12 protein-coding genes are annotated in these 12752 nt (G+C 69.3%); 5 read left to right on the top strand and 7 right to left on the bottom strand.

All coding sequences use genetic code 11. The features are described from left to right. Position 1: 1 nt before the first annotated feature. On the bottom strand, positions 2-1270 hold the full coding sequence (locus JI746_RS24135) for a M48 family metallopeptidase (protein WP_201692848.1): 1269 nt from the start codon (positions 1268-1270) through the stop codon (positions 2-4). A gap of 27 nt (positions 1271-1297) precedes the next feature. On the opposite strand from JI746_RS24135, the gene orn reads away from it, so the two are divergent. The 3 genes from orn to JI746_RS24120 all read left to right on the top strand — a co-directional run bounded on the left by orn (position 1298) and on the right by JI746_RS24120 (position 4758). After that, a complete protein-coding gene (orn, locus tag JI746_RS24130; protein ID WP_408004125.1) occupies positions 1298-1891 on the top strand; it encodes an oligoribonuclease in 594 nt (197 codons plus the stop codon). A 231-nt stretch (positions 1892-2122) separates the two neighbouring features. After that, positions 2123-3634 (top strand): DEAD/DEAH box helicase, encoded by a 1512-nt coding sequence (locus tag JI746_RS24125; protein ID WP_236600089.1) that lies wholly within the window; start codon positions 2123-2125, stop codon positions 3632-3634. 89 nt (positions 3635-3723) lie between these two features. Beyond that, entirely contained in the window at positions 3724-4758 is a 1035-nt protein-coding gene (locus JI746_RS24120) for an acyltransferase family protein (RefSeq protein ID WP_201692845.1), read from the top strand. A 16-nt stretch (positions 4759-4774) separates the two neighbouring features. On the opposite strand, the gene JI746_RS24115 is transcribed toward JI746_RS24120, so the two are convergent. The 3 genes from JI746_RS24115 to JI746_RS28095 all read right to left on the bottom strand — a co-directional run bounded on the left by JI746_RS24115 (position 4775) and on the right by JI746_RS28095 (position 7626). Then, positions 4775-6010 carry a multidrug effflux MFS transporter gene (locus tag JI746_RS24115; RefSeq protein ID WP_201692844.1) on the bottom strand — a complete coding sequence of 412 codons (1236 nt, stop codon included), beginning with the start codon at positions 6008-6010 and terminating at the stop codon, positions 4775-4777. 43 nt (positions 6011-6053) lie between these two features. Next, complete coding sequence (gene glgC, locus JI746_RS24110; protein WP_201692912.1) at positions 6054-7316, bottom strand: glucose-1-phosphate adenylyltransferase; 1263 nt, start codon at positions 7314-7316, stop codon at positions 6054-6056. Positions 7317-7494: 178 nt separating this feature from the next. Further along, entirely contained in the window at positions 7495-7626 is a 132-nt protein-coding gene (locus JI746_RS28095) for a hypothetical protein (protein ID WP_269129498.1), read from the bottom strand. Between the two features lie 130 nt (positions 7627-7756). Here JI746_RS28095 and JI746_RS24105 point away from each other — a divergent pair, with 130 nt between their 5' ends. Both JI746_RS24105 and JI746_RS24100 read left to right on the top strand, forming a co-directional pair. Further along, positions 7757-8161, top strand: coding sequence for a hypothetical protein (locus JI746_RS24105; protein ID WP_201692843.1), 405 nt, complete (start codon positions 7757-7759; stop codon positions 8159-8161). A 102-nt stretch (positions 8162-8263) separates the two neighbouring features. Then, a complete protein-coding gene (locus tag JI746_RS24100) occupies positions 8264-8875 on the top strand; it encodes a DNA-binding response regulator (protein ID WP_201692842.1) in 612 nt (203 codons plus the stop codon). A gap of 22 nt (positions 8876-8897) precedes the next feature. On the opposite strand, the gene JI746_RS24095 is transcribed toward JI746_RS24100, so the two are convergent. From JI746_RS24095 to JI746_RS24085, 3 genes are read right to left on the bottom strand one after another with little or no spacing between them, the layout of a single operon-like run. Further along, positions 8898-11117: a xanthine dehydrogenase family protein molybdopterin-binding subunit gene (locus tag JI746_RS24095; protein ID WP_201692841.1), complete on the bottom strand. Its 2220-nt coding sequence runs from the start codon at positions 11115-11117 to the stop codon at positions 8898-8900. 10 nt (positions 11118-11127) lie between these two features. Continuing rightward, positions 11128-12114, bottom strand: coding sequence for an FAD binding domain-containing protein (locus JI746_RS24090; protein ID WP_201692840.1), 987 nt, complete (start codon positions 12112-12114; stop codon positions 11128-11130). Then, complete coding sequence (locus JI746_RS24085) at positions 12111-12719, bottom strand: 2Fe-2S iron-sulfur cluster-binding protein (RefSeq protein ID WP_236600101.1); 609 nt, start codon at positions 12717-12719, stop codon at positions 12111-12113. The genes JI746_RS24090 and JI746_RS24085 overlap by 4 nt, the downstream gene beginning before the upstream one ends. Between the last annotated feature and the right edge of the window lie 33 nt (positions 12720-12752).

Below are 12752 nucleotides of genomic sequence, written 5' to 3'. Positions count from 1 at the left end.
CTCATGCGGCTGCTCCCGCGCCGAGGCGGGCGAGCCGTTCGGAGGCGGGCGGGTGCGAGTAGTAGAACTTCACGAACACCGGATCGGGCGTCAGCGTCGAGGCGTTGTCCTCGTACAGCTTCAGCAGCGCGTTGCCCAGGTCGCGGCCGCTGGTCTGCGTGGCCGCGAAGGCATCGGCCTCGAACTCGTGGCGGCGCGAGAACTGCGCCATCAGCGGCGAGACGAAGTAGGTGAAGACGGGCACCGCCAGCATGAACAGCAGCAGCGCCAGCGCGTCGTTGCGGCCGTCGAGGTTGGGCACCACGCCCAGCCCGCTGTAGAACCAGACGCGGGTGGCGAGCCACCCGAGCAAAGCGAAACCGAGCAGGCTCAGCGCGAACATGGCGACGATGCGCTTGACGATATGCTTGTGCTTGAAGTGACCCAGCTCGTGGGCCAGCACCGCATCGACCTCACCGGGCGAGAGCTTGGCCAGCAAGGTGTCGTAGAACACCACGCGCTTGGCGGCGCCGAAGCCGGTGAAATACGCATTCGCGTGGGCGCTGCGCTTGCTGCCGTCCATCACGAACAGGCCTTTGGCCGCGAAGCCGCAGCGCTGCATCAGCGCCGTCACGCGCGCCTTCAGCGTCTCGTCCTCGAGCGGCTGGAACTTGTTGAACAGCGGCGCGATGAAGGTCGGATAGACCACCAGCAGCAGCAGGTTGAACCCCATCCACACGGCCCAGGCCCACAGCCACCACCAGGGGCCGGCGGCACCCATCAGCCACAGGATCAGTGCCGCGATCGGCAGGCCGATCAGCGCGCCCAGCACCGTGCCCTTGACCATGTCGGCCAGCCACAGCTTCCACGTCATCTTGTTGAAGCCGAAGCGCTGCTCCACCACGAAGGTCTGGTAGAGCGAGAAGGGCAGGTCCAGCAGCCCGCTGATGGCGGCGAAGCAGGCGAGCAGCACCAGTTGCTGGATCATGCCCGTGCCCAGCCACTGCACCAGCGCCTGGTTCAATGTGTCGAGGCCGCCCAGCAGCGTCCACCCGAGCAGCACCGCGCCACCGAACGCGGTTTCGAGCAGGCCGAGGCGCGACTTGGCCACGGTGTAATCGGCCGCCTTCTGGTGCGCCCGCAGCGAAACGGTGCCGGCAAAGGCGTCCGGCACCTGGTTGCGATGCTGCGCCACGAAGCGCACCTGGCGCGTGGAAAGCCAGAACTTCACGACCAGGCCGGCGAGGAGGAAGGCGGCGAACGCGAAGGTCAGCGCGGCGGAGGCTTGCATGTCCGGGATCTTAGGGCATGGGCGAGAATGGGCGCCATGGCCGACGCATCCGAAACGCCGCCAGCGACGCTGGCCAAGAGCGACCAGAACCTCATCTGGCTCGACTGTGAAATGACCGGGCTCGACCCGGAGCGGGACCGCATCATCGAGATCGCCGTGGTTGTCACCGGCCCGGCGCTGGAGCCGCGCATCGAGGGCCCGGAGCTGGCGATCCACCAGACCGATGCGCAACTGGACCTGATGGATGCCTGGAACAAGGGCACCCACGGCAAGAGCGGCCTGACGGAGCGGGTGCGCGCCTCCACCACCACCGAAGCCGACGCGGAGCAGCAGATCCTGGACTTCCTGGCCCGCTACGTGCCGAAGAACGGCAGCCCGATGTGCGGCAACAGCATCGGGCAGGATCGGCGCTTCCTGGTGAAGTACATGCCGAAGCTGGAGGCCTGGTTCCACTACCGCAACCTCGACGTGAGCACGCTCAAGGAACTGTCGCGCCGCTGGCGGCCGGAGGTCTATGCCTCGTTCAAGAAGCGCCAGCTGCACACCGCGCTGGCCGACGTGCACGAGTCGATCGACGAACTGGCGCACTACCGGGAGCACTTCCTGAAGCTGGGACCCTGAAGCTTGCGGCTTTTCGGCTCCCCATGCGGGAAAACGAGAAACCTGCGATAATCCGTCTTTCGCCGCAACTTCGCGGCTGAATCGCGCATCCGCCTTCTTGCACTGGCCTGCTCCTTTCGGAGCGCAATGGGCCGCAGGCCGAAAGTCCTGTTTGTCGTTGGAACGGTTGATGTATCCCAACCCTTTCGACGACGGCGCACCCGCTTCGGGCAGCGTCGCATGGACTTTTTCATGACCGAACTCCTGCAAGAGCAAGACACCACCCCCCAGACCAACGGCTTCGCCGCGCTGGGCCTCGCCCCCGAACTCCTCGCCGCGGTCGCCGATCTCGGCTTCACGCAGCCGACCAACGTGCAGCAGCAGGCCATCGGCCTGGCCATGGCGCAGGATGCGGCCGGCGCCTCCGTCAACGACCTGATGGTCTCCAGCCAGACGGGCAGCGGCAAGACCGCGGCCTTCCTGCTGCCGGTGCTCAATACGCTGCTGGCGCAGAACGCCGCCGAAGCGGCCGCCGAGGAACAATCGCGCCTCGACGCTGTCGCCCGCGGCGAAGCCCCCGCCAAGCGCGCGCGCCGCAATCCGCTGAGCCCGCGCCACTTCAAGGCCGCCACGCCCGGCGCGCTGGTGCTGTGCCCGACGCGCGAACTCGCGCAGCAGGTCGCCAGCGACGCCATCGACCTGGTGAAGCACTGCCGCGGCCTGCGCATCGCCAACGTGGTGGGCGGCATGCCCTACCAGATGCAGATCGCCAAGCTGCAGAACGCCGACCTCGTGGTCGCCACGCCGGGCCGCCTGCTGGACCTGCAGCGCTCCGGCCAGATCAAGCTGGACAAGGTGCAGTTCCTGGTGGTCGATGAAGCGGACCGCATGCTGGACCTCGGTTTCGCCGAGGACCTGGCGGAAGTGCACCAGCTCACCGCGAACCGCCACCAGACGATGATGTTCTCGGCCACCTTCGCGCCGCGCGTGCAGCAGCTCGCCACCCGCGTGATGCGCCAGCCGCGCCGCCTGGAGATCGATTCGCAGCAGGAGAAGCACGCCAACATCGAGCAGAAGCTGTTCTGGGCCGACAACGCCCAGCACAAGCGCCAGCTGCTGGATCACTGGCTGCGCGACACGAGCATCGAGCAGGCGATCGTCTTCGCCAGCACGAAGGTCGAGTGCGACGCCCTCGCCGAAGACCTGCAGCAGGCCGGCTTCGCCGCCGTGTCGCTGCACGGCGACCTGTCGCAGGGCCTGCGCAACCGGCGCCTGATGGCGCTGCGCCGCGGCCAGATCCAGTTCCTGGTGGCGACCGATGTGGCCGCGCGCGGCATCGACGTGCCGTCGATCTCGCACGTGTTCAACTACGGCCTGCCGATGAAGAGCGAGGACTACACGCACCGCATCGGCCGCACCGGCCGCGCCGGCCGCGACGGCCTGGCCGTGACCTTCGCGGAATTCCGCGACCGCCGCCGCATCGGCGACATCGAGCATTACAGCAAGCAGCGCTTCGACGCCCACACCATCCCGGGCCTGGAGCCGAAGCAGCGCTTCGAGCAGCGTCCGCCGGCGCGGACCGGCTTCGGCGGCAAGCCGGGTCGTCCGGGCGAGCGTCGTCCGTCCAACGGCTACGGCAAGCACTCCGGCTTCGGCGCCAAGTCCTTCGATCGCCGCGACGGCGGCTTCGGCGGGCGTGACAACGGCGGCGGCCAGCACCGCGACTACGGCGGCGGCGCGCGCGCCTCGCGCAGCGGCCGGTAAGCTGGCTCGGGCCCTCTCCCTCAAGGGAGAGGGCAGCGCTGCGCGGCCAGGCACCCAGCCGCGTCAGCCCTGACTGCTAGCATTCGACGATGCACCCTTGGAAGTCCTACGGGGACACGGATTTCATCACCGGCCTGCGCGCGTATGCCGCGTTCGCCGTGATCCTGGTCCATAGCGGCGGCGCCGGCCTGCGGCAGCTCGGAAGCCTCGGCCAGCACATCGCAGGCCTCGGCGCGACCGGTGTCTACGTCTTCTTCGTGATCTCCGGGTTCAGCGTGGCGGCGAGCTACAACGCGTCCGCTTCCTATCCTGAGTACCTGGCACGCCGGCTGCTGCGCATCGCGCCGCTGTACTACGTGTGGCTGCTGATTGCCGCGGCGACCGCCGGATTGTCCTACTGGGGCCACCAGTTCAGGGTCCACCTCGACCCGTACAACTGGTTCATGCACCTGTCCTTCCTGAGCTTTCTCGATTACCGGGTGGCGAACTCGGTGTTGGGCGTCGAATGGTCGATTCCGGTGGAGGTGTTCTGGTACCTCGTGCTGCCCTTCCTGTTCCGGCTGATCATGCGTCATCGGCTTGGGGTGCCGGTCGCCCTCGTCGCATCCTTCTGCGCCTACCTCGCGGTGCGCGAACTCGGTCGTTTTCTTCCGCTTTCCCCGGACGACGCGGCGCTCGCGATCCGCTGGAGCCCGCTGCCCTACGTCTTTTCGTATTGTCTCGGTGTCTGCGCCTACAAGATCCGCAGACCCGCAGGGGACGTGTCCATTGCAATCGTGCTTGCCGCTGCGGTGGCGTACGTGTTCGTGCCGCCTGACCGGATCGACCCCTTCATTGCCGTCTCGGTGGTCACCTTTGCGCTGATCTGCATCGGCTCCGGGCAAAGCGTCATCTGCCGCGCTCTCTTCACCAACAGGGTGGCGTTGTTCCTGGGGGCGATCAGCTATGGCGTCTACCTCTCGCACTTTCCCCTGAAGGCGATGATGGGCGTGGAGGGAGGCGGCCTCTCGGCCTTCCTGCTCATCGCCGCGGCAGCCACCGTCGTTTCCACGCTGACCTACTACGTGGTGGAACAACCGTGCCGGCAACTCGCCGGCCGTTTGCCGCGGTTGGCGCGCGCCTGACGCGCGAAGGCGCCGGCTAGACGGGTTGCGCCTGCAAGCGCCCCGTCTCCGGCCACTTCTTCTTCACCAGCACCCACGCCACCAGCCCGATGCTCATCATCGCGAGCGAGGCCACGCTCAGCGCCCGGGTCGAGTCCATCACCAGCGGCGCGATCGCGCCGGCGACGAAGCCGTTGGCGGCGGAGCCGATGAAGGCCTGCAGCGACGAGGCCATCCCGCGCCGGGCCGGGTAGAGGTCCAGCACCAGCAGCGTGACGACCGGCACCATCAAGGCCCAACCGAACGAGAACAGCGCGATCGGGATCAGCGCCCAGCGCACGTGCGGCGTGAACAGGAAGTTGGCCGCCACGTTGGCGATCGAGACGAAGAACATCACGACGAAGCCCCAGCGGATCTGCGTCATCGGCTGGATGCGACCGGCCAGGCGTCCGCTGGCAAAGGAGCCGGCCATGATTCCGCTGATCGTCAGCAGGAAGAACCAGAAGAACTGCGTGGGTTGGAGCTTCAGGTGCTCGCCCAGGAAGGCCGGCGCCGACAGCACGTACAGGAACATGCCGTTGAAGGGAATGCCGCTCGCCAGCGCCAGCAGCAGGAAGCGCGGGCTCGCGCCGAGTTGCCAGTAGCCGCGCATCAGGTTGCGCACGTTGAAGGCCTGGCGCTGCGTGACGTGCAGCGTCTCGGGCAGCAGGCGGTAGTTGGCGACCCACAGGAAGACGCCCACGCCGGTCAGGAACCAGAAGATGCTGTGCCAGCCGGCATGCACGAACAGCCAGCCGCCGACCACGGGCGCGACGGCAGGCGCGACGCCGAAGTAGATCGTCACCTGGCTCATGACCTTCTGCGCCTGCTCGGGCGGGAACATGTCGCGGATCACCGCGCGCGAAACCACCCAGCCCGCGCCGCTGCACAGGCCCTGCACCGCGCGGAAGAACACCAGCGAGCCGATGCTCTCCGACAGCGCGCAGCCGACCGATGCGAGCGTAAAGACCGCGATCCCCCACAGCACCACCGGCCGCCGGCCGAAGCTGTCCGCCAGCGCGCCGTGGAACAGGTTCATGAACGCGAACCCGAAGAGGTAAGCAGACAGGGTCTGCTGCATCTGCACCGGCGTGGCCTGCAGCGCCCGCGCGATGCCGGAGAAAGCCGGGATGTAGGTGTCGATCGAGAATGGCCCCAGCATGCCCAGCAGGGCAAGCAGGAGGGCGAGCGCCCAGCGCGGGGCGGTCCAGATCTGGCTAGCGTCGGGATTCATCGCAAGGAGAGCGGGGTTTTACCAGACCCCGCTCTCCCGTGCCTCACGCGGCCGGCGGCAGGCGATCGAGCATCTCCTTGGTGACCAGCACCACGCCCGTCTCGCTGCGGTGGAAGCGCTGGCTGTCGGTCTCGGCGTCCTCGCCGATCACCATGCCGTCGGGGATCGTGCAGCCGCGGTCGATCACCACCCCGGACAGGCGCGCGCCGCGGCCGATCACGCAGTCCGGCATGATCACCGCCTCGCTGATCGTGCAGCAGGACAGCACCTTGACGTTGGAGAACAGCACCGAGCGCCGGATGTTGGAGCCCACCACGATGCAGCCGCCGGAGATCAGCACGTTGGAGGTTTCGCCGTTCAGGCCGCGCTCGTCCGGCACGAACTTCGCCGGCGGCAGTTGCTCCTGGTAGGTCCAGACCGGCCAGTCCTTGTCGTACAGGTTCAGCTCCGGCATGTCGCCGGCGAGGTCCAGGTTGGCGGCCCAGAACGCGTCCACCGTGCCGACGTCGCGCCAGTACGGCTTGTTGCGCGTGTGGGCCGGAATGCTGGAGAGGTTCAGCGGGTGCGCGATGGCGCCGCCGTCGCCGACGATCTTCGGGATCAGGTTCTTGCCGAAATCGTGCTCCGACTTGTCGTCGTGCAGGTCGTCCTCGAGCAGCTTGTACAGGTACTCGGCGTCGAACACGTAGATGCCCATGCTGCCCAGGGCGCGGTCCGGCTTGCCGGGGATGGCCGGCGGGTCCTTCGGCTTCTCCAGGAAATCGGTGATGCGCCGGTGTTCGTCCACGTGCATCACGCCCAGCGCCGTGGCTTCCATGCGCGGCACCTCGATGCAGCCGACGGTGACCTTCGCCCGGCTCTCCACGTGATCGAGCAGCATCAGCGAATAGTCCTGCTTGTAGATGTGGTCGCCGGCGAGCACCAGGATGTACTCGGGCTCGTAGGCGCGCAGGATGTCGATGTTCTGCGTGATCGCGTCGGCGGTGCCGCGGTACCAGAAGGCCTCGTTCACGCGCTGCTGCGCCGGCAGCAGGTCGATGAACTCGTTGTGCGCACCCTGCAGGAAGTTCCAGCCGCGCTGCAGGTGGCGCAGCAGCGAGTGCGACTTGTATTGCGTCAGCACGCCGATGCGCCGGATGCCGGAGTTGATGCAGTTGGAGAGCGCGAAATCGATGATGCGGAACTTGCCGCCGAAATAGACCGCCGGCTTGGCGCGCCGGTCGGTCAGGTCCATCAGGCGCGAGCCACGGCCGCCGGCCAGGACCAGTGCGATGGTCCGCTTGGGCAGTTCGCGCGCCAGGATCATCCGCTCCATGGCGGTATCGCTGCCCAGGCCGCCGACCGCTTCGAGGATGCTCAGGTTTTCCTTCATGGCCTTGTTTCCCTCTGTAAGCCCTGCCATCACTGTCGGTCAGGGCCAGCACCAGCCATGTAGGACGCAGCCGCCTTTCCGGCCCGGTGGCAGCGGCCGCGCGGGGCGGCGGTCAGGAGGCGTGGTTGCTGCTTTGCTGGGCGAGCTCGCGCTCGCGGTGGGTGCGCTTCTGCACGAGCGCGGCGACGCCGAGGAAAGCTGCGGAGCCGAGCACCCAGAGGATGAAGGTGTTTGCAATGTCCATGCCCGTTGGGGATCCCGGCCGCAGGATGGTTCGTAGGAAATCCCCGTGATCCGCAGCCGGCGGTCCCCCTCCTGTTCCACTCGACTGGGCTTGGCGCTAGGATCGTTTCCCCGATTCCAGGGAGGCTGCGATGAAGAGTCTGCTGCGCCCCGGCCCGCTGGTGGGCGTGCTCGCCGCGGTGCTGCTCGTCCTCACCGGGGTGGCCGCGTACAGCCTGCTGCGACTCGGCTCCGGCCTGCTGGCCCTGAGCGTCGCACTCACCGGCGTGGTCGCCGTGGCCGGGGTCGCCCTGGCGTGGTCGCTCGCCCGCGAGGCCGAGCAGGAACTGGGCGACCTGCTGCCGCCGCTGCCGGTCGAACCGCTGCCCGTCCAACCGCTGCCCGCGCTGCCGGCCCGCAAGCGCGCCTTCCGCGTGCGCGAAGCGCGCCCCGGCGAAGTGCCCGAGGCTTACCTGGCCGCCGTCCGGAAAGGCGCGCAAGCCCGCGAGGCGGCGTGGAAGGAGAACACCCGCCCGAGCGATCCGCACGTCAGCTGAAGCGACGTGCCGGAGGCTGGCGCGCCACGGCGGCGGCGCTGCGCCGAGCGCGCTTGACGCAGCGCAAGGAAGGCCGCAGGCCGCCTGCGTAGATTGCCCGCCATGAACGTGATCCGCGCCCCGTGCGACGCCGCCTTGCTCGTGGGTCTTGAACCGGCCCCGCTCGACGCGCTGCGCGGCGCGCTGCACGACCGCTTCGAGATCTTCACGGCCCGCTGCGGCGAGCAGGGCCTGCTGCTGCTGGAGCAGGCGTGCCTGCCCATCGTGGTGTGCGAGCAGCGCATGCCGGGCCTGTCGGGGCTGGACTTCCTGCGCACCGTGCGGGCCCGCTGGCCGGACACGCTTCGCATCCTCCTCTGCGATCCCGAGGACGCTGAAGACGTCGTGCGCGGCATGGCCGCAGCCGGCCTCTGGCAGTACCTGCCCAAGCCCTGGCGCCCCGGGCAACTGCTGCTGACGCTGCTCGGCGCCGCGCAGGTGTGGCACCTGCAGCAGGAAATGGGGCGCCTGGCGCTGGAGCGTGGCGACGCAGGGCCCGCCGCGCCGGCCGCCGCAGGCCTGCTGCGCGAGCACGTCGAGCGGGTGGAAGCGCGACTGATCGGGCAGGCGATGGAGCGCCACCAGGGCAACAAGACGCGCGTGGCCGGCGAACTGGGGCTCACGCGCGTGGGCCTGCGGATGAAGCTGGCGAAACTGGGGCTGGCCAAGACCTGAACGTGCTGCAGGCCGCAGACTGCTACGGCTCGAGTCCCGCGAGGATCTTGTCGAGCGTGATCGGATAGTCGCGCACCCGCACGCCGGTGGCATTGAAGATCGCATTGGCCACGGCGGCGCCGGCGCCACAGATGCCCAGCTCGCCGATGCCCTTGATCTTCAGCGGATTGGCCTTGTCGTCGATCTCGGGCAGGAAGACGACCTCGATCTCCGGGATGTCGGCGTGCGCCGCCACGTGGTACTCCGCCAGGTCGTGGTTGGCGAAGAAGCCGTGGCGCGTGTCCAGCACCGCTTCTTCGTGCAGGGCGTTGCCCACGCCCCAGACCATGCCGCCCAGCACCTGGGAGCGCGCCGTCTTGGGGTTGAGGATGCGGCCGGCGGCAAACACCCCCAGCAGCCGCCGCAGCCGCACCTCGCCGCTGTCGCCGTCCACGGCCACTTCGGCGAACTGCGCGCCGTAGGCCTGGTGCGAATACTTCTGCGCCATCTCGCCGGGCTCGATCTCGCCGTCGGCCTCGACGCCGCCGTCGCGCGCCAGCACCGCGAGGGTTGCCGTCTTGCCGCCCCCCGTGATGCGGCCGTCGCCGAAGCGCGCCTGCGCGGGATCGATCCCGGCGCTGTGCGCGAGCTTCGCGCGCAGCTTCTCGCAGGCGTCGTACAGGGCCGAGCCGGAAGTGGCCGCACCGAAGGAGCCGCCGGAGCCCGGTGTGGGCGGGAAATCGCTGTCGCCCAGCGCGATGCGCACGCGTTCCGGCGGCAGGCCCAGCATCTCCGCCGCGATCTGCGTGAGCACGGTGTAGGTCCCGGTGCCGATGTCGGTCATGGCCATGCGGGCGTGCAGCGTGCCGCTCTCGTCGAGGCGCACGTGGCACTTGCCCTCGCGCAGCATGTTGCTGCGGGTGGTGGCGCACATCCCGAGGCCGATGCGCCAGCGGCCTTCGCGCACGGCGCCGGGCTGCGGATTGCGCCGGTCCCAGCCGAAGCGGCGCGCGCCCTCGCGCAGGCACTGCACCAGCTGGCGGGTGGAGTAGGGCACGTGCTTCTCCGGGTCCTCCTTCGGCTCGTTGCGCAGGCGCAGTTCGACGGGATCGAGCCCGAGAGCGTGCGCCAGTTCGTCCATGGCGCATTCGAGCGCCAGCATGCCCACCGCCTCGCCCGGGGCACGGCACGAATCCGCCAGCGGCAGGTCCAGCCGGGCGACGCGGTGGCGCGTCATGCGGTGCGGTGCGGCATAGAGCGAGCGGGTCTGGTTGGCAGCGGTCTCGAAGAAGTCGTCGAAGCGGGCGCTGTGCGAATACGCCTCGTGGCCGATGGCCTGCAGCACGCCGTCGCGACCGGCGCCCAGCCGCAGCCGCTGGATCGTCGCGGTGCGGTGCGACGTGAGGTGGAACATCTGCTGGCGCGTCATTGCCGTCTTCACCGGGCGTTGCAGTTCACGCGCGGCCAGCGCCGACAGGACGACGTCGCTCCACACCGGCAGCTTGCCGCCGAAGCCGCCCCCGATGTAGCGGCTGACCATGCGCACCTTCTCCAGCGGCAGCTGCAAGGTCGCGGCCACGCGCCGCTGCGCGCTTTCCAGCATCTGGGTGGAGCAGTGCACCACCAGGCGCTCGTCCTCCCACCAGGCCAGCGCCGCGTGCGGCTCCATCTGGGCGTGGATGTGGAAGGGCGTGGTGTAGGTCGCATCGATGCGCACGTCCGCGGCGGCGAAGGCGGTGTCGAAATCGCCGAGCGCGGAGTCGGGCTTGCCCTCGTCGTCCGGCTTCTCCAGCGCATCGAGTTGCGCATGCAGGTCGAAGGCGGCCTCGGCGGGCTCGTAGGTGACGCGCACCGCGAGTGCCGCCGCGCGGGCCTGCTCCAGCATCTCGGCCACCACGAAGGCGACCGGCTCGCCGTAGTACGCCACTTCGTCGTCGTCGAGTTCGGGCCAGGGCCGCGAGAAGCGGTCCTGGGCCTCGAGCGTGAAGCCGGCCTGTTGCGGCGCGTTGCGGTGCGTCAGCACCAGCAGCACGCCGGGCATGCGCTCGGCCTCGCCGGTATCGACCTCGCGCACGCGGCCCTTGCCGATCGTGGCTTCGACGATCCAGCCATACGCGGCCGGCCCGGCTTCCTTCACTTCGTAGGCATAAGGCGCGGTGCCGGTCGCCTTGAGGCGGCCGTCGACCCGGTCGAGGTCCTTGCCGATCCATCCGTGGGCGTTCTCGTCCAGCGCATTGGGCGGCGCCGGCTGGTTCATGTCCATGCGTGCTCCTTCAGCGGCCCAGGGCCTCGGCAACCACGCCGGCCAGCACGCGGCGCGCCAGCGGGATCTTGAAATCGTTGTGGCCCTGGCCCCGCGCGCCCTGGAGCACGGCATCGGCGGCGGCCTCGACGCGCTCGCGCGGATCGCCCGCACCCCGCAGCAGGGCTTCCGCCGCCTCGACGCGCCAGGGCTTGTGCGCCAGCCCGCCGAAGGCGAGCCGGGCCGAGGCGACGGCACCCTCGCGCAGTTCGATCACCGCAGCCAGCGAAACCAGCGCGAAGGCATAGGAGGCGCGGTCGCGCACCTTGCGGTACAGGTGCACGCCGGGCAGCGGGGGTGGCAATTCCACCGCGGTGATGAATTCGTCGGCCCGCAGGTTCGTGTCCTGCTGCGGGCGATCTTCGGGCAGCCGATGGAAATCGGCGATCGGGATCACGCGCCGGCCGCCCTGCGCCGAGACGGTCTCGACCTGCGCATCGAGCGCGCGCAGGGCCACCGCCATGTCGGACGGATGCGTGGCGATGCAGTCCTCGCTCGCGCCGAGCACCGCGGCATTGCGGTTGAAGCCGCCGCGCGCCGAACAGCCGCTGCCGGGCGCACGCTTGTTGCAGGGCCGCGCCGGATCGTAGAAGTAGTAGCAGCGGGTACGCTGCAGCAGGTTGCCGCCCGTGGTGGCCTTGTTGCGCAACTGCGCCGAGGCGCCCGCGAGCAGCGCCCGGGCGAGCACCGGATAGTGCTCTCGCACGCGGGCGTCGGCGGCGAGATCGCTGTTGCGCACCAGCGTGCCGATGCGCAGCCCGCCGGCGGGCGTCTGCTCGATGCGAGCCAGGTCGGGGACGCGATTGACGTCGACCAGGTGGGCCGGTGCCTCGACCTGGATCTTCATCAGGTCCAGCAGGTTGGTGCCGCCGGCGATGAACTTCGCGCCCGGGCGCTCCACCACCGCCCGCGCCGCGGCCTCGGCGCTGTCCACGCGTTCGTAGCTGAAGGCCTTCATCGCACGTCCTGCGCGGCGTCGCGGATCGCCGCCACGATGTTGGGATAGCAGCTGCAGCGGCACAGGTTGCCGCTCATGCGCTCGCGGATCTCCTGGTCGGCCAGTTCCGGCGCGGCCAGAAGGTCCTGCGTGACGTGGCTGGGCATGCCGGCCCGCAGCTCGCGCAGCATGCCCAGCGCCGAGCAGATCTGGCCCGGCGTGCAGTAGCCGCACTGCAGTCCGTCGCGCGCCACGAAGGCGGCCTGCAGCGGGTGCAGGCGCTCGCCTTCGGCCAGGCCTTCGATGGTGGTGACCGCGTCGCCGTCATGCATCACCGCCAGGCTCAGGCACGCATTGATGCGGCGACCTTCCACCAGCACGGTGCAGGCACCGCACTGGCCGTGGTCGCAGCCCTTCTTGGTGCCGGTCAGGCCCAGGTGCTCGCGCAGGGCGTCGAGCAGGGTGGTGCGTTCATCGAGTTCGAGCCGGTGCTCGGTGCCGTTGACGTTCAGGTGGAGGGAGTGCATGGGCCGTCCTGCGAAGCCCGCCACTCTAGGCAGGGCGCCGCAGGCGGGGACGCAGGACGCGTCCGACACGCCGCGTCGGCGCCGGGCGCCAGCCGACAGGGCGGGCGAGCGCCTACGCTCGGGTTCATTTCC

It is taken from the genome of Ramlibacter alkalitolerans (genome assembly GCF_016722765.1).
Classification (GTDB): domain Bacteria; phylum Pseudomonadota; class Gammaproteobacteria; order Burkholderiales; family Burkholderiaceae_C; genus Ramlibacter; species Ramlibacter alkalitolerans.
Note: the sequence above shows the minus strand (reverse complement) of the source record. Positions and strands in the feature narration are given on the sequence as shown.